The organism is Allosphingosinicella sp. (assembly GCF_046295735.1).
Classification (GTDB): Bacteria; Pseudomonadota; Alphaproteobacteria; order Sphingomonadales; family Sphingomonadaceae; genus Allosphingosinicella.
In genome coordinates this window covers 78,044-97,340 of record NZ_JBKBMQ010000005.1, presented here as the reverse complement: position 1 = coordinate 97,340, position 19,297 = coordinate 78,044, and the positions used below count along the sequence as shown (strand labels likewise).

Genomic DNA, 19,297 nt, shown 5'->3' with positions numbered 1-19,297 from the left:
CACCTAGGCGCGCTGGAGGGCCTTCAGGATGGTCATCGCCTGTTCGGCGCCGGACTGCGGCACGATCTCTCCCTCGCGGCTGGCGATGCGGTCCCAGTTGGCGGCGACCTCCTCGACGGTGCGCGCGCCCTCGGGCAGGGCGTAGCCGGGGGTGAGGGTGACATAGGCCGCCTGGACGACGCCCGCGCCGGCGCCGACGATCATGTTGGAGGGCGCTTCGTCCGACACGAGGTAGAGGGCGGCGGGCACGACGTTGTCGGGATTGAACAGCGCCAGCATGTCGGGGGGGAAGATGTCCTCGGTCATCCGCGTCGCCGCGGTCGGGGCGATGGTGTTCACCTTGATGCCGTATTTCGCGCCCTCGAGGTGCAGCGTCTTCGCGAGGCCCGCCAGGCCGAGCTTGGCGGCGCCGTAATTGGCCTGGCCGAAATTGCCGTAGAGGCCGGTCGAGCTCGACGTCATCAGGATGCGGCCATAGGCCTGGTCCCGCATCGTCTCCCACACCGCCTTGGTGCAAACGGCCGATCCGATCAGGTGGACGTCCACCACCGCGCGGAAATCGTCCATGCCCATCTTGGCGAAGCTCTTGTCGCGCAGGATACCGGCATTGTTGATCAGGATGTCGACGCGGCCCCAGCGCGATTTGGCGTCCGCGACCATCGCCTCGACCTGCGCTTCGTCGGTGACGCTGGCGCCGTTCGCGATCGCGGCGCCGCCGGCCGCCTCGATCTCCTCCACCACCTTCAGCGCCGCGTCGGAGCTGCCCGATCCGTCGCGCGCGCCGCCGAGATCGTTCACCACCACCTTGGCGCCGCGGCGGGCGAGCTCGAGCGCATAGGCGCGGCCGAGGCCGCCGCCCGCGCCGGTGACGATGGCGACTCGATTGTCGAAGCTGATGGTCATGTGGGTCCCCGCTGCGCTGATGTCGGGGCGCGTGATGGCAGATCGGCGGGACCGGGAAAAGCCCGGGAAGCGGCGTCGCTCCCCGGGCTCGTGGGCGTCAGCGGCGGGGGCTGCGGCCCCGCTCGTAGGTCTGGACGCAGCGGTCGGTCCGCTCGCGGGTGCAGGGCGGGAATTCCTCCGTCGCCTGGCGCGGCGCGAACACCTGCCCCTGGTTCGGCGCGGGGACGACCTGGGCGGCGCCGGCGGGCGGCGTCTGATTCGCGCCGGCCGGCGCCTCCGCGGGCATGGAAACCACCGGAATGCCGCGGGCGTCGGTCTCGACCGCCTGGCCGGTCTGCGCGACGGCGGCGCCGCTGGCCAGCAGGGCGGCGGCGGCGATGATGTACGTCTTCATGGAAATCCCTCCTTCACGACGGCGCGGTACAAGGGCGCCTGCCAAAGGCCTCCGCCCCGCATGGAGCGAAGACACCGCCCCGAAAACGCTGCGGAGCCGGAATGTTTCCGGGGGTAGGGCTCGACCGCTCGCTCCCTGAAACCGGTCTGCCAAGACCCCGTTCGGCCTGAGCTTGTCGAAGGCCGCTCCTTCTCTTCGCCCGCCGAGTGGAAGGAAATGGCGGCCTTCGACAGGCTCAGGCCGAACGGGGTGGGGGCTCCGGGCGAACGGTTTGAAATTTTGGTGGGGAGCGTCGCCCGCTCAGGCGTGCGCTTCGACGTCCAGGGCATAACCCGCGGACCGCACCGTGCGGATGATGTCGGGGCGGCCGCCGTCGTTCAGCGCCTTGCGCAGGCGACGGATGTGGACGTCGACCGTGCGCGCCTCGATGTCGCTGTCCAGCCCCCACACGCTGTCGAGCAGCCGCTCGCGCGAGAAGACGCGGCCGGGATGTTCCAGGAAATGGCGCAGCAGCCGGAACTCGGTCGGTCCCAGCGACACCACCGCGCCGCCGCGCCGCACCTTGTGCGCCACCGTGTCCATCTCGATGTCGGCATAGCTCAGCACTTCGCCCGCCAGCGCGGGCCGCACCCGCCGCAGCACGGCCGACACGCGCGCGATCAGCTCGCGCGGGGAAAAGGGCTTGGTCACATAATCGTCGGCGCCGGTGTCGAAGCCGCGGATGCGGTCCGCTTCCTCGCCGCGCGCGGTCAGCATGATGATCGGCACGTGCGCGGTCTCGGCGTTGCGGCGCAGGCGGCGGCACACCTCGATGCCCGACAGGCTTTCGATCATCCAGTCGAGGATGACCAGATCCGGCGCCTGCTCGGCGGCCAGCAGCAGCGCCTCCTCGCCGTCTCCGGTGCGCGCGACCTCGAACTCCTCCCGCTCGAAATGGTAGGTGACGAGCTCGGCCAGCGCCTTGTCGTCCTCGACCAGGAGGATGCGGCCTTTACTCATCCAGCCGCCCGGCCGCGATATAGGGGGTCTCGTCGCCGCGCTGCCGCTCGGCCAGGTGGCGGCCGGTGGCGGCGAAATAGACCATCTCGGCGACGTTGGTCGCATGGTCGCCGATCCGCTCCAGATTCTTGGCGACGAACAGCAGGTGCGTCGCCGCCGTGATGTTGTGCGGATTCTCCATCATGTAGGTCAGCAGCGCGCGGAAGATCGAATTGTAGAAATCGTCCACCGCCTCGTCGCGCTCGCACACTTCGGCGGCCTTTTCCGGGTCGCGGGCGGCGAAGGCGTCGAGCACATTGTGCACCATCTCGCCCGCGATCCGCGCCATTTCCGGGAGAAGCGACAGCGGCTGGATCTTGCTGTCCTCGATCGTGTGGACGCGCTTGGCGATGTTCTTGGCATAATCGCCGATCCGCTCGACGACGCCGGCGATCTTGAGCGCCGCCACCACCTCGCGCAGGTCGTCGGCCATCGGCGCGCGCAGCGCGATCAGCTGGACCGCGGCGCGCTCCACCTCGGCTTCGAGCTGGTCGATCCGCGCGTCGCGCTCGACGACCCGCTGGGCGGCGTCGACGTCGCGGCGGACGAGCGCCTGCATCGCCTCGCCGATCGCGGCCTCGGCCAGCCCGCCCATCTCGGAGATGGCGGCGCGCAGCTGGTCGAGATCCTCGTCGAACGCTTTGACGGTGTGGCTGGTACCCATCGAAACTCCCCTCAGCCGTAGCGGCCGGTGATGTAATCCTTGGTGCGCGTCGCCCGCGGATTGGTGAAGATTTCGGACGTATCGCCATATTCGACGAGATTGCCGAGGTGGAAGAAGGCGGTGCGCTGCGACACGCGCGCCGCCTGCTGCATATTGTGGGTGACGATCACGATCGCGTAGCGGCCGCGCAGCTCGTGGATCAGCTCCTCGATCTTGGCGGTGGCGATCGGGTCGAGCGCGGAGCAGGGCTCGTCCATCAGGATCACCTCGGGATCGACGGCGATCGCGCGGGCGATGCACAGCCGCTGCTGTTGACCGCCGGACAGAGCGGTGCCGCTTTCGTTCAGCCGGTCGCGCACCTCTTCCCACAGGCCCGCCCGCTTCAGCGAACGCTCGACGATCTGGTCGAGCTCGGCCTTGCCCTGCGCCAGGCCGTGGATGCGCGGGCCGTAGGCGACATTCTCGTAGATCGACTTGGGGAAGGGATTGGGCTTCTGGAACACCATGCCGACCCGGGCGCGCAGCTGCACCACGTCCATCCTGGACGCGTAGATGTCCTCGCCGTCGAGCTCGATCCGGCCGTCCACCCGCGCGTTGGCGATGGTGTCGTTCATCCGGTTGAGGGTGCGCAGGAAGGTCGATTTGCCGCAGCCCGACGGGCCGATGAAGGCGGTCACGTTTTCCTGGCTGATGTCGATCGACACATTGTCGATCGCTTTCTTGTCGCCATAATAGACCGACACGTCGCGCGCCGACATCTTGATGCGGGCGTCGGCGCGGCCTTGCTGGTGCGATGCGAGGGCGGGGCTGTCGTTCATGTCATGTCACCAGCGTCGTTCGAACTTGTTGCGAAGGTAGATGGCGAGGCCGTTCATCGCCAGCAGGAAGGCCAGCAGCACGATGATCGCGGCCGACGTCTTCTCGACGAAGCCGCGGCTCACCTCGTCCGACCAGAGGAAGATCTGGACGGGAAGGACGGTGGCGGGATCGGTGAACCCGCCGGGAGGGGAGGCGATGAAGGCGCGCATGCCGATCATCAGCAGCGGCGCCGTCTCGCCCAGGGCGCGCGCCATGCCGATGATTGTGCCGGTCAGGATGCCGGGAAGCGCGAGCGGCAGGACGTGGTGGAACACCACCTGCACCCGGCTCGCGCCGATGCCGAGCGCGGCGTCGCGGATCGACGGCGGCACCGCCTTGATCGCGTTGCGCCCGGCGATCACGATCACCGGCATCGTCATCAGCGCCAGCGTCAGGCCGCCGACCACCGGCGCCGATCGCGGCAGGTGCATGACGTTCAGGAACACGGCGAGGCCGAGCAGGCCGAAGATGATCGACGGCACCGCGGCGAGGTTGTTGATCGACACCTCGATCATGTCGGTCCAGCGGTTCCGCGGCGCATATTCCTCGAGATAGACGGCCGAGAGGACGCCGATCGGGAAAGCGAGCAAAAGCGTCACCGCCATGGTGAGCAGCGAGCCCTTGAACGCGCCCCAGATGCCGACCACCGTCGGGTCGGTCGCGTCGGCGCCGGTCAGGAAGGTCGCGTTGAGGCCGGTGCGGGTCACGCCGGCGTCCGACAGGCGCTGCCAGGTCGCTTCCGCGTCCGGCGGCGCCTGGCCCTTATAGGCCATGTCGAGCATGTTGGACGCGGGCAGCCAGAAGGTGCGGGTGCCGCGCAGCATCTGAGGATCGTCGCCGATCGCCGAGCGGACCGACAGCCAGGCGGCCTGTGAGAAATAGGTCGGCCCCGCCTCGCCATATTGGGCGACCGCCGCTTGGCGCACCGCGCCGTCGATGTCGGCGTTGGCGAGCGCCTGCTCCCCGAAATTCTCGACCGCCGAGGGGTCGAGGAACAGGTCGGTGCGCGGGAAATCGATGTCGAGCCGCACTTCGGCCTGCACGAAGCCGCGCGCGCCGTTGCCGACCATCGTCACCAGCAGGAAGGCGAGGAAGGCGGCCGAGATGACCACCGCGCTCAGCCCGAGCAGCTTGAACCGCCGCTCGGCCGAATAACGGCGGCGGATGCGCCGCTGCATCGCCTCCGAGCTCCAGTCGGTCGGCGTCGGATCGACCCTGTCGAACGTGTCACTCATAGGCTTCGCGATACTTCTTCACCACGCGCAGCGCGATGATGTTGAGAATGAGGGTGACGATGAACAGGACGAGGCCGAGCGCGAAGGCGGCGAGCGTCTTCGGGCTGTTGAACTCCTGGTCGCCGGTCAGCAGCTGGACGATCTGGGTGGTGACCGTGGTCACGCTTTCGAACGGGTTGGCGGTGAGGTTGGCGGCAAGGCCGGCCGCCATCACCACGATCATCGTCTCGCCGATCGCGCGGCTGACGGCGAGGAGGACGCCGCCCACCACGCCCGGTAGCGCGGCGGGGACCAGCACCTTCTTGATCGTCTCGGACTTGGTCGCGCCCATCGCGAGGCTGCCGTCGCGCATCGCCTGCGGCACCGCCGCGATCGAATCGTCCGCCATGGACGAGACGAACGGGATGATCATGATGCCCATGACGAGGCCGGCCGCGAGCGCGGATTCGGACGAGGCCGGAAGGCCGAGCGTGAGGCCCAGGTCGCGCACCGCCGGCGCCACCGTCAGGGCCGCGAAATAGCCGTAGACCACGGTCGGCACGCCGGCCAGGATCTCGAGCAGCGGCTTCATCCAGCTGCGCACCCGGCTGCTGGCATATTGGGTGAGGTAGATGGCGCTCATCAGGCCGAGCGGGATGGCGACGATCATCGCGATGATCGCGCCGATGAACACCGTGCCCCAGAAGAGCGGGATCGCGCCGAACGCGCCGGTCGATCCCGCCTGGTCGGCGCGGATCGCCATCTGCGGGCTCCAGTTGGTGCCGAACAGGAACTCGATCGGATTGACCATCGAGAAGAAGCGCAGCGATTCGAACAGCAGCGACAGGACGATGCCGAGCGTCGTCAGGATCGCGATAAGGCTGGCGACCAGCAGCACGCCCATCACCAGCCGCTCGACCCGGGTGCGGGCGCGGAAATGCGGCGAGACGCGGGTGAAGGCGAAGGCGCCGGCCGCGAACGCGATCAGCAGGGCGACGGCGAGGCCGATGAAGGAATAGAAGTTGCGCGCCTCGGCATAGACCGGCGCGATCTGCTGGGCCTGCGGCTGGAAGGCGGTCTGCAGCCGGCCGGTGGCCAGGCCCTGCGCCTCGCTCAGGATGGCGGCGCGCTGCATGTCCATCGCCGGCAGGTCGGCCGCCTGCGGGCTGTCCAGCACCGTCTGCCAGATGAGCGTGTTGGAGACGTTGCCCCAGATGGCGACGAAGATCAGCGCCGGCACGGCCGCCCACAGGGCGACGTACCAGCCGTGATAGTTGGGAAGGCTGTGCGGGCGCTGGCCGGCCGGCGCCGCCCGGCTGAACGAGGACGCCTTGGCGCGCCCCGACAGCCAGGCGATGAACGCCAGCCCGATGATCAGCGATGCGATCGCGAAAAGCGACAAAGGTCGTTCCAGTACATGTCCGCCGGATGGCGGCGGCAATAGAGAGCGCCGGGCCTGCCTGGCAAGCCCGGCGCCATTACGCTTTTATTGCAGATTTGCGGCGGTGAGCGGGGTCGGGTTCTGGACCTGCTGGGCCGCCTGCGTCCGAAGGTTGTCGGGAGAGGGGATGAGACCGCGCTGCGCGAGATAGCCGCCCGGCTCCCAGCCGCGGGCATATTCCTGCAGGAATTCGCGCAGGCCCGGGATCACGTTCAGATGCTCGCCCTTCACGTAGATGAACATCTGGCGGGCGCCCGGATAGGTGAAGTTCTGGATGGTCTCGGAGCTCGGCTCCACCCCGCCGATCGCGATGCCGCGCACGCGGTCGCGATTCTCCTCGAGGAAGGAAAAGCCGAGCACGCCGATCGCGCCCTGATTCTCCGCCACGCGCTGCATCAGCAGATTGTCGTTCTCGCCGGCTTCGATGAACGCGCCGTCCTCGCGGATCTGGGTGCAGACCGTCTTGTGGCGGTTGGAATCCTGCTCCTTCAGCGCCTTCATCTCGGGATCGCTGTCGCAGCCCTTTTCAAGGATCAGCTCGGCGAAGCTGTCGCGGGTGCCCGACGTCGGCGGCGGGCCGTAAACCTGGATGCGGACCGCCGGCAGCGCCGGGTTCACGTCCTGCCAGGTGCGCGCCGTCTGGGCGCGGCCGAACGGGTTGGCGGCAAGCGCGGCATAGACGTCGCGCGCGGTCAGCTGGAACCCGGTCGCACGGGTCGCCGATTCGACCAGCGCCAGGCCGTCGATGCCGACCGGAAGCTCGATCACCTGCTGGACGCCGTTGCGGTTGCACAGCTCCAGCTCGGACGGCTTGATGCGGCGCGAGCTGTTGGTGATGTCGGGATGGCCCGCGCCGACGCCGGCGCAGAACAGCTGGAGGCCCGCGCCCGAACCGGTCGATTCGACGATCGGCGCGCCGAAATTGGGATTGCCCTGGTTGAAGCGCTCGGCCACCGCCTGGGTGAAGGGATAGACGGTGGAGCTGCCGACGATGCGGATCTGCTGGCGCGCCGCGCCGTCGCCGCCGGCCCCGCCCCCCGGGACGCCCTGGCCGCAGCCCGCGAGCGCGAGCGCCGCGGCCGCGAGAGAAATGAATGTCTTCTTCAAGATGTCCTCCATCGAAGCCCGACGAACCGGGTTCGTGGAGCCTCTTAGGTCAACCCGACTCTTTTTCTGTGACGCCCGTGTGACTCTTTGATGACAGGCCGGGCGGGGCGGGGCCCTGCGCGCGCGGCAGATAGACCCGCACCGACGTGCCCTCGCCGAGGCGGCTGCGGATGTCGAGCCGGCCGCGGTGGCGCTCCACGATATGCTTGACAATGGCGAGGCCCAGCCCGGTGCCGCCGACCGACCGGCTGCGGCCCGGATCGATCCGGTAGAAGCGCTCGGTGAGGCGCGGCAGATGTTCGGGCGCGATTCCCTCGCCTTCGTCGACGACGCTGAAGCGCAGCATCTCCGCGCCGGCGTCGTGGAAGCAGACCCGCACCGGCGCGCCGGCGCGGCCGTATTTCAGCGCGTTCACCACCAGGTTCTGGACCAGCTGGACGAGCTGCGGCCGGTCGCCCGCGACCAGCGTCTCTCCGGCCTCGTTCTCGATCTCCAGCCGCGCCTCCTTCTCTTCCAGCAGCCGGGCGACGTTCGCCTCCACGTCGCGCACCGCCGACAGGAGGTCGACCGGGTCGCGCGGCGCGGTGAACCGGTCCGCCTCGATCCGCGACAGCGACATGAGGTCGTCGACCAGGTGCCGCATCCGGCTCGCCTCCTCGCTCATGATCGTGAGGAAGCGGCGGCGCAGCTTCGGGTCGGCCGCGGCGGCGTCGTCCTCCAGCGTCTCGAGGAAGCCCAGGATGGTGGCGAGCGGGGTGCGCAGCTCGTGGCTGGCATTGGCGACGAAGTCGACCCGCATCTGCTCGGAGGCATGGGCGGCGCTGCGGTCGGTGAGGCGGACGAGGCGGCTGCCGTCGTCGAGCAGGGTCGCGCGCATCTCCCAGCGCCGCCCCGGCCCCCCGAGCCCCACGATCTCGGTCCAGGTCACCCGCTCCGGCTCCTCGCCGGGCGGCGGGTCGTTCAGCCGCTCGGCCGCCGCCGGATGGCGGATGGCGAGGCGCACGTCGACTCCCTCGATATGGCCGCCCAGTAGGTCCCGCGCCGCCGCGTTGGCGAGGAGGATGCGCCGGCCGCGCACGATCAGGAGCGGGTCGTCGACCGCGGCGAGCAGGCTGGCGGCGTCGGGCAGCGGCGCCTCGGCCGCCTCGTCCGGTTCCTCCGCCTTCGCCTCCTCGGAAGCGGCGGCCGCCGCCTCGCCCTCGGCCGGAAAGGCGAAGGCGGCGGCGGCGATCCCGGCGATGATCGCGATCGCGGCGGCGAAGAAGGGCGCGCCGGCGGCGAGCGCGCTCGCCAGCCCCGCCAGCGCCAGCGCCGCTCCGATCGCCATTCTCACCGGCCCCGCCTCCGCCATTCCCGCTCCGTCCCATCGCGGGACGGCGCCTTGCCCCCCGCTCGATTCCGATCCGGCTTTACCCTTATTAAAGGCCGCGCGTGTAACGGAAAAAAGATGAGCGAGAAGAGCGATCTGGAACAGGGCCTGGCCGCGCCCACGCGGCGGACGGTGCTCGCGCTCGGAGCGGCGGCCGCCTCGACGGTGGTGACCATCCGCCCGGCGATGGCGCAGACCGCGGGATCGGTGCTCAATTGCGAGATACCGGTGCCCGCGCCCGAGGCGGGCGGCTCCTTCATCGATCCGGCCGGCCGGCTGGTCGCGCCCGGGACGCCCGGCGCCGTCGCGCCCGCGCCGCGCCCGCTGACCGGCGAGGAAGTGAAGCGCATGCTCCAGGGCGGCCCCGCGCCGGCCGGCATCGATCCCGAATCCGCTCAGGCCTATGTCAATTACATACGCCGTCTGCAGGCGGGGATGAGCGGCTTCACCTGCTACGCCTCGCTGCAGATGCCGCGCTGACGGCGGGCGCGCCGGCATGTCCGGCCCGGTCTATGCGGTCTATGCGGCCGATCCCGAAGGGGCGGTGACGGCGGTGCCGCTCGACGGCCTCGTCGCCTTGTTCCACGCGCCGTCCGGACAGACCCACATCGTCGCGCCCCCCGCGCCCGAGATCCTGTCCGCCCTCGGCGAAGGCCCCGCCGACGCCCCCGCGCTCCTCGCCCGCCTCCGCGCCCGCTACGACATCGAAGGCGGCCCCGAAGCCATCGCCTCCCGCCTCGCCGAACTCGAACTGGTCGGCCTGGTCCACCGCCGATGAGGCACAGTCTCTGCCTGCGGATCGGGCCGGTGGGGTTCCGGATCGGATCGGCCTGGGCGGCGCCGCTGCGGGCGCTCAGGGGGCTTTACGGCGACTATCCGGACGCGGGCGGCGTCTGCGACTTTACGGTGCGGCTGGAGCCCGAGCGGCCGTGGCGGCGCTGGCTGCGGCCGTCGGTCGCGATCCGCGGCGACTATGTGCTGCCGGACGCCGCGCCGCTGCCGCTCGCCCAGGGCCTGCTCGCGGCGGAGATGGGGATGAACCTCCAGATGGCGCTGGGGCAGAAGCGCTATCTGCTGCTCCACGCCGCCAGCGTCGAGAAGGACGGGCGGGCGCTGATCCTCACCGGCCAGTCGGGCGCGGGCAAGTCGACGCTGGCGGCCCTGCTGGGCGAACGCGGCTGGCGGCTGATGGGCGACGAATTCGCCTTGCTCGGCCTCGACGACGGCCTCCTTCATCCCTTCCCCCGCGCCGTCAGCCTCAAGAACGGCGCGATCGCGGTGATGGAGGCGGAGGCGCCGGCGGGGCGGTTCGGCCCGCGCATCGACGGCACGCCCAAGGGCACGATCCGCCACCTGCGCCCCCGCGTCGAGGCGATCGCCCGCATGACGGAGCCGGCGCGCCCGGCCTTGATCCTCTTCCCCCGCTTCGGCGCCGCGGCCGAGATCCGCCCGGTCGGCCAGGCGGAGGCCTTCGTCCGCCTGACCCAGGCATCGACCAACTATGTGGCGCTCGGTCGGACCGGCTTCGACGCGCTGACCGGCCTGGTCGCCGGCCGCCCGGCGGCGGCGATCGACTATCCGGACACCGACGGCGCCATCGCCCAGGTGGACGCGTTGTGGCGGGAGCTCGCGGCATGAAGGCCGCCCGCCTGCTGGTGCGCGCGCTCGCCGACCCCCCGGCCGCCGACGGGCTGGACGCGGCCGGCTGGACCGCGCTGATCGCCGCCGCCCGCGGGGAAAGCCTGCTCGGCAGCCTCGCCTTCCGGCTGGAGGGCCGCGCGATGCCGCCCGCCGCCGCCGCCATCCTCGCCGACGAGCGACGCGACTCCGCGCGCGCCCGCACCCAGGCCTTGTGGGAGGCGGAGATGGCGCGCCGCGCGCTCGCCCCCCGCGCCATCCCCGTCGTCCTTCTGAAGGGCACCGCCTTCGCCGCGGCCGGGCTCGACGCGGGCATCGGCCGCTCGATCGGCGATCTCGACATCCTCGTCCCCCGCGACCGGATCGACGAGGCGCAGGACGCGCTCCTCGCCGCCGGCTGGGAACGGCTGAAGGCGGACGGGAGCTATGACGATCTCTATTATCGCCGCTGGATGCACGAGCTTCCCCCGCTGATCCACAAGGAGCGGGACCGGATGATCGACGTCCACCACACCATCCTTCCGCTCACCGCCCGGCCGCGGCCCGACGCCGCCGCTCTGGTGGCGGACAGCGTGGCTCTGCCCGGCGGCCTGCGCACGCTGTGCCCGGAAGACATGGTGGTGCACGCCGCCGCCCATCTGTTCGCCGACGGCGATCTCGCCGGGGGCCTGCGCAATCTGTGGGACATCGACCGGCTCGTCCGCCAGTTCGACGGCGCCGCCTTCCGCGCCCGCCTCGCCGAACGCATGCGCCGCCACCAGCTCGGCCCCGCCGTCGCCCGCGCGCTGCGCCTCGGCGCCCGGCTCTACGGCACGCCGGTCGATCCCGCCCTCGCCGGCCGACCGCGGCTCTCCGACCGTTTGTTCGAGGCGCGGCTTCTCGCCCGCAACGGCTGGGGGCAGGAAGCACGCCCGGCGCTCCGCTTCGCCTTCTACGTCCGCTCGCACTGGCTGCGCATGCCGCCTTTGATGCTCGCCCGCCACCTCTGGGTGAAGGCGACGGGCTGAGCCCGGCCTTTGCCCCCGGACGGGCTTGCGTGTAGAGCCCGGGGGCGGGCCGAACATCGTCGGCCGTCGCGCGAGCGGGAGGCGAATGGCGGGTCAGGCGGGCATCGGGACGGTCGACGGGCAGTCGGCGGACGCGCTCGGCCCGATCGCCGAAGGCCTGCGGATCGCGCTTTTCTCCGGCAATTACAATTGCGTGCGCGACGGCGCGAACAAGGCGCTCAACCGCCTCGTCCAGTTCCTGCTCGATCATGGCGCGGCGGTGCGCGTCTATTCGCCGACCGCGCCACGCCCCGCCTTCGAACCGGCCGGCGACCTCGTCTCGGTGCCGAGCTTCGGCATCCCCACGCGCTCCGAATATCGCATCGCCCCCGGACTGCCGCGCAAGATCCGCGACGACATCCGCCGTTTCGCGCCCACCCATTTCCACCTGTCGGCGCCCGATTTCCTCGGCACCGCCGCCCAGGATTTCGCGCGCGAGCTCGGCGTGCCGGTGATCGCCAGCCTCCACACCCGCTTCGAGACCTATCTCGAATATTACCGGCTCGGCTTCCTGTCCGGCTGGATGCGCCGCCGGCTCGACCGCTTCTACGGCGCCAGCGACTATATCCTCGTGCCCAACCGGCCGATCGCCGAGGAATTCCGCGCGAAGGGCTGGGGCGAAAAGCTGCGCATCTGGGGCAGGGGGGTCAATCGCGACATCTTCACGCCCGCCCGCCGCGACATGGCCTGGCGCCGCGCCCAGGGCTATGAGGACCATGACGCCGTCGTCCTGTTCTTCGGCCGGCTGGTGGTCGAAAAGGGGCTCGACACGTTCGAGGCGGTGGTGACGGAGCTGCGCCGGCGCGGCGATCCGGTGCGGCCGCTGGTGGTCGGCGACGGACCGGCGGGCGACTGGTTCGCCTCGCTCCTGCCCAACACGGTCTTCACCGGCCATCTCGAAGGCGCCGAGCTCGGCCGGGCGATCGCCAGCGCCGACATCCTCGTCAATCCGAGCGTCACCGAAGCCTTCGGCAACGTCAATCTGGAGGCGATGGCGGCCGCGCTCGCGGTCGTCAGCGCCGACGTCGGCAGCGCCCAGGCGCTGATCGACAGCGGCCGCACCGGCATCCTCGTGCCGCCGCGCGACGTCGCCGCTTATGCCGACGCGGTCGGGCGGCTGATGCACGATCCGGCCGAGCGCCGGCGGCTCGGCGACGCCGCGCTGGCGGCGAGCTCCGAATATAATTGGCCGGACGTGCTGGCGAGCGTGGTCCGGACCTACCGCCTCGCCTCGCGCTGACCGGGTTCAGTTCGACAGCAGAACCATCCGCCATGCCGTCACGTTGACCGGACGATTCCCACCAACGAAAGGACGGCAAAGATGACGAACTTGCTCCGCGCGGGCGCCGCGGCCCTGGCCCTGGCGGTCGCCGCGCCGGCCGCGGCCCAGGACACGAACGGCGAAAGCGCGCCGCTTCCCCAGCAGAAAGCGGTGACCAGCCAAGGCGGGACGCTGCAGGCGCGGGTGGTGGCACGCGGGCTCGTCCATCCCTGGGGTCTCGCGCTGCTGCCCGACGGGCGGGTGCTGGTGACGGAGCGCAATCCCGGCACGCTGCGCATCGTCGGCCGCGACGGCCGGGTGTCGGCCCCGCTCGGCGGCGTCCCCGAAATCTTCCGCTACGAAGGCGAGACCGACCGCAGCCAAGCCGGCCTGTTCGACGTCAAGCTGCATCCGCAATTCGCGTCCAACCGGCTCGTCTATCTCAGCCTCTCGGCGCCGACCGAGCGCGGCGCGTCGGTGCGCATCGTGCGCGGCCGGCTCGGCGACGCGGCGCTCGAAAATGTCGAGACGGTGTTCGAGATGCGCGAGGATGACCAGGATTCCAGCGGCCTTCATTTCGGCGGCCGGATGGCGATCGATCCGCGCGCGGGCCACATCTATCTCAGCATCGGCGACCGGCGGAACATCTCCCGCGCGCAGGAAGGCGAGGACCAGGCCGGTTCGATCCTGCGCATGACGCTCGACGGCCAGGTGCCGTCCGACAATCCCTTCGTCGGCGACGCGGACACGAACGACTATATCTTCGCCAAGGGCAGCCGGAACAGCCAGGCGCTGGCGCTCGACCCGCAGGCGCGGCTCTGGTCGATCGAACATGGGCCGAAGGGCGGCGACCGTGCGGATCTCGTCCGCGCCGGCGCCAATCTCGGCTGGCCGTTCATCACCGCGGGCGTCGATTATTCCGGCGCGCCGATGGGCGTCGGCCTGGCGCGCGAAGGCATGACGTCGCCGCTCCACGTCTTCGAGGAGACGGTCGCGCCCTCGGGCGCCGTCGTCTATGCGGGCGCCATGTTCCCGCGCTGGCGGGGCAATCTCCTGGTCGGCGGGCTCTACAACGAATCGCTGATGCGGCTCGGCCTCGCCGGCGACCGGGTGACGTCGGTGGAGCGGATCGAGATCGGCCGCCGCATCCGCGACCTCGCCGTCGCGCCCGACGGCGCGATCTGGCTCGTCACCGAACATGAAGACGGCGAACTGGTCCGCCTCACCGCCCGCTGAGCCCTCATCCTCCCTGTGGAGCGAAGCTCCATGGGGAGGGGGACCAGCCGAAGGCTGGTGGAGGGGCAGCGAAGGCGCAGCCGAAGCCGGGAACCTCTCCGCCAACGCCGCAAGCCCCTCCACCATGCTTCGCATGGTCCCCCTCCCCATCGCCTGCGGCGACAGGGAGGATTGGTCGCTCCAGCCCCTACCGCGCGGCGCGCGGCGCGCGCGGGCGGTCGCCGCCGAAGGTGCGGCCGAAATAGCTGTCCTCGTACCAGCGCGGCGCCTCGGACGCGTCGGCGATCTCGCGCGCGATCAGATAGTTGAGCTGCGCGAACCGCGCGCCCGCATTCCAGTTGAACGGCAGCCGCAGGTCGTCGGCCGGCGTGTGATACTGGTTGGCGAGGAATTCGGTGAAGCGCCGCTCGCCCTCGCCGGCGAAGCCGGTCATCAGGAAGACCGCGGGAACGCCTTCCTGCACGAACATATAATGGTCGGAACGGGTGAACAGCCCTTCGTGCGGCAGCGGATCGGGCGACAGCCGCACGCCCATCCGCGCGCCCGCCCGCGCGACCGCCTCCGCCATCGTCGAATGTTCGGCGCCGAACGCGATCACGTCCTGGAAGTCGTAGGTGAGGATCGGCATGTCGAGATTGACGACGCCGACGACGCGGCCGTCCACCACCGGGTTGCGGGCGAGATAATGGGCGCCGCGCAGCCCCTTCTCCTCGGCGGTGACGGCGGCGAACAGGATCGACCGGCGCGGGCGCTGGCCCGATGCCGCCATCTGCCGCGCCACTTCCAGCAGGGTCGCGACGCCGGTGGCGTTGTCCATCGCGCCGTTGTTGATCGCAGCGCTCCCCGCGCCGTGCGGCTCCATGCCCAGCCCGTCGAGATGCGCCATCATCAGCACATATTCGCCCGCCAGCGCCGGGTCGGAGCCCGGCAGCACGGCGACCACGTTGGGGCTGGTGAAGCTCCGGTTCGCGCTCTCCCGCTCCACCCGGATGGTCTGCGCCAGCGCGAAGCCAGCCGGGCGGGCGCCGGGCCTGGCGCCTTCGGCCAGCACCCGCGCCAGCGGCCGCGGCGCCCCGCGGAACAGCGCCTCGGCCGCGTCGCTGCCGAGCGTCGCGACGAAACGCAAGCCGGGCGCGTCGGAGTAAGGCGTGCCGTCCTCCGCCGCCCAGGTGAGGCCCGGCGGCGTGCCGTGCCCCACGACCCGCGACCAGGCGACCCGCCGGCCCTCCTCGCGGCCGCGCAGGATCACCATGCCGACCGCGCCGGCCCGGTCCGCCATCGCCCGCTTGGCGGCGTTGAGATGCGCGCCGACGTCGCTCGGCAGGTCGGACGGCGATCCGTTCAGCACCGCGACGATCTTCCCCCGCACGTCCAGCCCGGCATAATCGTCGATGCCGAGCGCCGGGTCGCTGATCCCGTAGCCGGCGAACACGACCGGCGCCTCCAGCGTCAGCCGTCCCGCCTCCGGGCTCTGGCGCAGCAGCACGTCCTCGCCGTGGCGGAAGCTTCGCCCGCCGATCGTGAGCCGCGCCGGCGCGTCGGTGAGGCCGAACTGGACGAGCGGCACCTGCTGGTACCAGCTTCCGTTCGCCGCCGGGGTGAGGCCGAGCGCGGAGAAGCGGGTCGCGACGTAGAGCGCGCCGATGTCGTAGCCGCGCGATCCCGCCTCGCGCCCCTCCAGCCGGTCGTCCGCCAGGAACTCGACATGGGCGCGAAACGCGTCGGCGGTGAAGCCGGCGGCCGCGGCGTCGCCCGGCGTCCGCGTGCCCGGCTGGGCGGCGGCCGCGGCGGCGAGGCCGAGCAGGGCGAGCGCGGCGAGGGGGGTCTTACGCATGAACGTCACTCCGGGGGGCGAAGAGGGGACGGCCTTGCTAGGCGAGCCCGGCCTCGGCTGGCAAGCGACCGTGCCGCCACACCGCCTGTGGCTGCCGCGCTACACATCATATAAATCGGTTCGTCGACGGAACGGAACGACTCGTCGCAGGTTGAAGGAGGTGGTAGAAGGGTGGGCAGAGGAGTTAGAGCCGATGCCGAGTTCCATAGTCCGCAGGAAAGACGAAGTTTTTCCCCACGATCCGGGCCTTCGCGGGTTCCATATCGTCTATCGCCGGGACGAGGTGAACCATTGCCCCGGCTGCGGCCGGACGCACTGGATCATCGGCCGCTTCTCCGCCGAATGCGGCTTCTGCGCGACGGCGCTGCCGCTCGCCGACACGGCCATGCTTGGCGCCGGCACGTTCGGGCGCGGCGGCGGCCAGGCGGTGCGCTGGTCGGCCGCGGCCTGAGCGGCGGGGCGGCCGCTCCGGCCGCCCGGCAAAGCGCCTTGCCCTTGGGCACAGCCCTGTTATAGACGCCGCCTTGCCGTGGCCCCGCGGGCGTGGCGGAACTGGTAGACGCGCCGGATTTAGGTTCCGGTATCGAAAGATGTGGGGGTTCGAGTCCCTTCGCCCGCACCAGATTCGCTCCAGCCGCGAAGTGCCGCCTCTTGGATTTTCCAGAAGCGAAAGACAGAAACCTCATCATGCAGACCGTCGAGACGTTGAACGAGGGCCTGAAGCGCGCCTTCAAGATCACCATTCCGGCCAAGGACATCGACGCCCGCGTCGACCAGGAGATCAAGTCGGTCGCCCCGCAAATCCGCATGCCCGGCTTCCGCCCCGGCAAGGTGCCCGCCAACCTCATCCGCAAGATGCACGGTCCCGCGCTCCAGCAGCAGGCGCTCGAAAGCGCCATCCAGGAGGGCGTCCAGAAGCTGATGCAGGACGAGCAGCTCCGCCCGGCCATGCAGCCGTCGGTGAAGCTGGACGAGGGCCATGAGCCCGGCAAGGACGCGGTGGTCGAGGTCGAGCTCGAAACGCTCCCCGACGTGCCCGAGGCCGAGATCGAGGGCCTGAAGCTCGAGCGGCTGACGGTCGCCCCGACCGACGCCGAGATCGACGAGGCGCTGGAGCGCATCGTCGCCGGCCAGAAGAGCTACGAGCCCGCCCCCGCCAAGCACAAGGCGGCCAAGGGCGACCTCGTGATCATGGACTTCGTCGGCCGGGTCAACGGCGAGGAGTTCGAGGGCGGCAAGGGCGAAGGCATGTCGGTCGAGCTCGGCTCGGGCCGGCTGATCCCCGGTTTCGAGGACCAGCTGATCGGCGCGAAAGCCAATGAACAGAAGACGATCGAGGTCACCTTTCCCGAAGATTATCAGGTCGATTACCTGAAGGGGAAGCCGGCGACCTTCGACATCACCGTCAACGAGGTGCAGACCGCCAAGGAGGCCAAGGCGGACGACGATTTTGCCAAGTCGATGGGCCTCGAGGGCATCGACCAGCTGCGCGAGCTGATCAAGGGCCAGCTCGAGCAGGAGCTGAACGGCCTCACCCGCACCCATATGAAGCGCCAGCTGCTCGACCAGCTCGCCGCCGCGCACGACTTCCCGGTCCCGCCGTCGATGGTCGAGGCCGAATTCTCGCAGATCTGGCAGCAGCTCGAACATGAAGCGAGCCACGAGGCCGATCCGGAGGCCGCCCGCGCCGAGATGGAGAAGGAGCGCGACGATTATCGCGCTATCGCCGAGCGCCGCGTGCGGCTCGGCCTGCTCCTCTCGGAGATCGGCCAGAAGAACGGCGTCGAGGTCAACCAGCAGGAAATGCAGCGTCTCGTCATGCAGGCGGCGCAGCAATATCGCCCCGAGGACCGGCAGCGCTTCGTCCAGTACGTCCAGCAGGAGCCGATGGCCGCCGCCCAGCTGCGCGCGCCCCTGTTCGAGGACAAGGTCGTCGACTTCCTCTTCTCCAAGGCCGACATCTCCGAGCGGACGGTGAGCCGCGACGAGCTGCAGTCGGCGATCGAGGCCGAGGAAGGCCATGTCCACGGTCCGGACTGCGACCATGGCCACAGCCACGCCCACGGCCACGACCACGATCATGGCGAGGACGTGAAGCCGAAGAAGCCGGCCGCGAAGAAGGCCGCGCCGAAAAAGGCCAAGAAGGACGAAGCCGCGGCCGAAGCGCCCGCGGCCGCCGACGAGGCGCCGGCCGAAAAGCCGAAGAAGAAGGCCGCCGCCAAGAAGGCGAAGAGCGAGTAGGCGCGAACGGGGCAGGGGGACGCGGTGGACAGAGCCGACGACAGGCCGCCGGCCGCGGGCATGCGGATCGCCGTCCTCCTTCCGTGCTACAATGAGGAAGCCGCCATCGCGCAGACGGTGGCCGGCTTCCGCGCCGCCTTTCCGGGCGCGCCGATCTACGTCTACGACAACAACAGCAGCGACCGCACCGCCGAGGTGGCGCGCGCCGCCGGCGCGATCGTCCGCGCCGAACGGATGCAGGGCAAGGGCCATGTCGTGCGCCGCATGTTCGCCGACGTGGAGGCCGACATCTATGTGATGGCCGACGGCGACGCGACCTACGACGCCGCCGCCGCGCCCGCGCTCGTCGCCCGGCTCGTCGACGAGCGGCTCGACATGGTGGTCGGCGCCCGCCGGTCGGAGGTGGAGGAGGCCTATCGCCGCGGCCACCGGCTCGGCAACCGGCTGTTCACCGGCCTCCTCGCCAGCCTGTTCGGCCGCACCTTCAGCGACATCTTCTCCGGCTACCGGGTCTTCTCCCGCCGCTTCGTCAAATCCTTCCCGGCTTTGTCCGGCGGCTTCGAGACCGAGACCGAAATCTCCGTCCACGCCCTCGAACTCTCGATGCCGGTGGGCGAGGTGGTGACCGCTTATGGCGCGCGGCCGGAAGGTTCGCATTCCAAGCTCTCGACCTGGCGCGACGGCTGGCGGATCATGAAGACGATCTTCCACCTGTTCCGGACCGAGCGGCCGGTGCTGTTCTACGGCGCGCTCGCCGCCTTCCTCGCCGGGCTCGGCCTCGTCCTCGCCGTTCCGCTCGCCATCACTTATGCCGAGACCGGCCTGGTCCCGCGCTTCCCGACCGCGATCCTGGTCACCGGCCTCATGATCCTATCGGCGCTGAGCTTCTTCGCCGGCCTCATCCTCGACACCGTGGTGCGCGGCCGCCGCGAGGTCCGCCGCCTCCACTATCTCGCTTTGCCCGCCCCCGGCGAGGGCCCGGCCGCCGCCGCCGCCGGCGTCCCCGCCGACCGCGCCTGACGCCGGCCGGGCGCTCCACCCGCTTGCCGCATC

19 protein-coding genes and 1 tRNA gene are annotated in these 19,297 nt (G+C 70.5%); 10 read left to right on the top strand and 10 right to left on the bottom strand.

Going from position 1 to position 19,297, the window contains the following annotated elements:
- Positions 1-3: 3 nt before the first annotated feature.
- The 9 genes from ACK4K7_RS06240 to ACK4K7_RS06200 form a co-directional block, all read right to left on the bottom strand.
- Positions 4-903 (bottom strand): SDR family NAD(P)-dependent oxidoreductase, encoded by a 900-nt coding sequence (locus ACK4K7_RS06240; RefSeq protein WP_431864418.1) that lies wholly within the window; start codon positions 901-903, stop codon positions 4-6.
- Between the two features lie 97 nt (positions 904-1,000).
- A complete protein-coding gene (locus ACK4K7_RS06235; RefSeq protein ID WP_431864416.1) occupies positions 1,001-1,297 on the bottom strand; it encodes a hypothetical protein in 297 nt (98 codons plus the stop codon).
- Between the two features lie 300 nt (positions 1,298-1,597).
- Positions 1,598-2,296 carry a phosphate regulon transcriptional regulator PhoB gene (gene phoB, locus ACK4K7_RS06230; protein WP_431864414.1) on the bottom strand — a complete coding sequence of 233 codons (699 nt, stop codon included), beginning with the start codon at positions 2,294-2,296 and terminating at the stop codon, positions 1,598-1,600.
- Positions 2,289-2,999: a phosphate signaling complex protein PhoU gene (gene phoU, locus ACK4K7_RS06225; RefSeq protein WP_431864413.1), complete on the bottom strand. Its 711-nt coding sequence runs from the start codon at positions 2,997-2,999 to the stop codon at positions 2,289-2,291. The genes phoB and phoU overlap by 8 nt, the downstream gene beginning before the upstream one ends.
- Before the next feature lie 11 nt (positions 3,000-3,010).
- Entirely contained in the window at positions 3,011-3,817 is an 807-nt protein-coding gene (gene pstB, locus ACK4K7_RS06220; protein ID WP_431864411.1) for a phosphate ABC transporter ATP-binding protein PstB, read from the bottom strand.
- Between the two features lie 6 nt (positions 3,818-3,823).
- Positions 3,824-5,092, bottom strand: a complete 1,269-nt coding sequence (pstA, locus tag ACK4K7_RS06215; RefSeq protein WP_431864410.1) for a phosphate ABC transporter permease PstA — start codon at positions 5,090-5,092, stop codon at positions 3,824-3,826.
- Complete coding sequence (pstC, locus tag ACK4K7_RS06210; RefSeq protein ID WP_431864409.1) at positions 5,085-6,473, bottom strand: phosphate ABC transporter permease subunit PstC; 1,389 nt, start codon at positions 6,471-6,473, stop codon at positions 5,085-5,087. The genes pstA and pstC overlap by 8 nt, the downstream gene beginning before the upstream one ends.
- Before the next feature lie 84 nt (positions 6,474-6,557).
- Positions 6,558-7,631: a substrate-binding domain-containing protein gene (locus tag ACK4K7_RS06205; protein WP_431864408.1), complete on the bottom strand. Its 1,074-nt coding sequence runs from the start codon at positions 7,629-7,631 to the stop codon at positions 6,558-6,560.
- Between the two features lie 37 nt (positions 7,632-7,668).
- A complete protein-coding gene (locus tag ACK4K7_RS06200) occupies positions 7,669-8,970 on the bottom strand; it encodes an ATP-binding protein (RefSeq protein WP_431864406.1) in 1,302 nt (433 codons plus the stop codon).
- Positions 8,971-9,066: 96 nt separating this feature from the next.
- Between ACK4K7_RS06200 and ACK4K7_RS06195 the strand changes: the two genes are divergently transcribed.
- The 6 genes from ACK4K7_RS06195 (at position 9,067) to ACK4K7_RS06170 (ending at position 14,169) form a co-directional block, all read left to right on the top strand.
- Positions 9,067-9,468, top strand: a complete 402-nt coding sequence (locus ACK4K7_RS06195) for a hypothetical protein (RefSeq protein ID WP_431864404.1) — start codon at positions 9,067-9,069, stop codon at positions 9,466-9,468.
- Positions 9,469-9,484: 16 nt separating this feature from the next.
- Positions 9,485-9,766, top strand: coding sequence for an HPr-rel-A system PqqD family peptide chaperone (locus ACK4K7_RS06190; protein WP_431864403.1), 282 nt, complete (start codon positions 9,485-9,487; stop codon positions 9,764-9,766).
- A complete protein-coding gene (locus ACK4K7_RS06185) occupies positions 9,763-10,626 on the top strand; it encodes an HprK-related kinase A (RefSeq protein ID WP_431864401.1) in 864 nt (287 codons plus the stop codon). The genes ACK4K7_RS06190 and ACK4K7_RS06185 overlap by 4 nt, the downstream gene beginning before the upstream one ends.
- The gene (locus ACK4K7_RS06180) at positions 10,623-11,633 is read left to right on the top strand and encodes a nucleotidyltransferase domain-containing protein (protein ID WP_431864399.1); all 1,011 of its coding nucleotides are present in this window, start codon (positions 10,623-10,625) and stop codon (positions 11,631-11,633) included. The genes ACK4K7_RS06185 and ACK4K7_RS06180 overlap by 4 nt, the downstream gene beginning before the upstream one ends.
- Positions 11,634-11,718: 85 nt before the next feature.
- Positions 11,719-12,912: a glycosyltransferase family 4 protein gene (locus ACK4K7_RS06175; RefSeq protein WP_431864398.1), complete on the top strand. Its 1,194-nt coding sequence runs from the start codon at positions 11,719-11,721 to the stop codon at positions 12,910-12,912.
- 81 nt (positions 12,913-12,993) lie between these two features.
- Positions 12,994-14,169 carry a PQQ-dependent sugar dehydrogenase gene (locus ACK4K7_RS06170; protein ID WP_431864396.1) on the top strand — a complete coding sequence of 392 codons (1,176 nt, stop codon included), beginning with the start codon at positions 12,994-12,996 and terminating at the stop codon, positions 14,167-14,169.
- A gap of 187 nt (positions 14,170-14,356) precedes the next feature.
- Here ACK4K7_RS06170 and ACK4K7_RS06165 read toward each other — a convergent pair whose 3' ends face one another.
- Positions 14,357-16,003, bottom strand: a complete 1,647-nt coding sequence (locus ACK4K7_RS06165) for a M28 family metallopeptidase (protein WP_431864394.1) — start codon at positions 16,001-16,003, stop codon at positions 14,357-14,359.
- 193 nt (positions 16,004-16,196) lie between these two features.
- Here ACK4K7_RS06165 and ACK4K7_RS06160 point away from each other — a divergent pair, with 193 nt between their 5' ends.
- From ACK4K7_RS06160 to ACK4K7_RS06145, 4 genes are all read left to right on the top strand, one after another.
- Positions 16,197-16,454 (top strand): hypothetical protein, encoded by a 258-nt coding sequence (locus tag ACK4K7_RS06160; protein WP_431864392.1) that lies wholly within the window; start codon positions 16,197-16,199, stop codon positions 16,452-16,454.
- Positions 16,455-16,540: 86 nt separating this feature from the next.
- Positions 16,541-16,625, top strand: a tRNA-Leu gene (locus ACK4K7_RS06155).
- Positions 16,626-16,690: 65 nt separating this feature from the next.
- The gene (gene tig / locus ACK4K7_RS06150; protein ID WP_431864390.1) at positions 16,691-18,244 is read left to right on the top strand and encodes a trigger factor; all 1,554 of its coding nucleotides are present in this window, start codon (positions 16,691-16,693) and stop codon (positions 18,242-18,244) included.
- Positions 18,245-18,304: 60 nt separating this feature from the next.
- Positions 18,305-19,264 carry a glycosyltransferase family 2 protein gene (locus ACK4K7_RS06145; protein ID WP_431864598.1) on the top strand — a complete coding sequence of 320 codons (960 nt, stop codon included), beginning with the start codon at positions 18,305-18,307 and terminating at the stop codon, positions 19,262-19,264.
- Positions 19,265-19,297 lie beyond the last annotated feature (33 nt).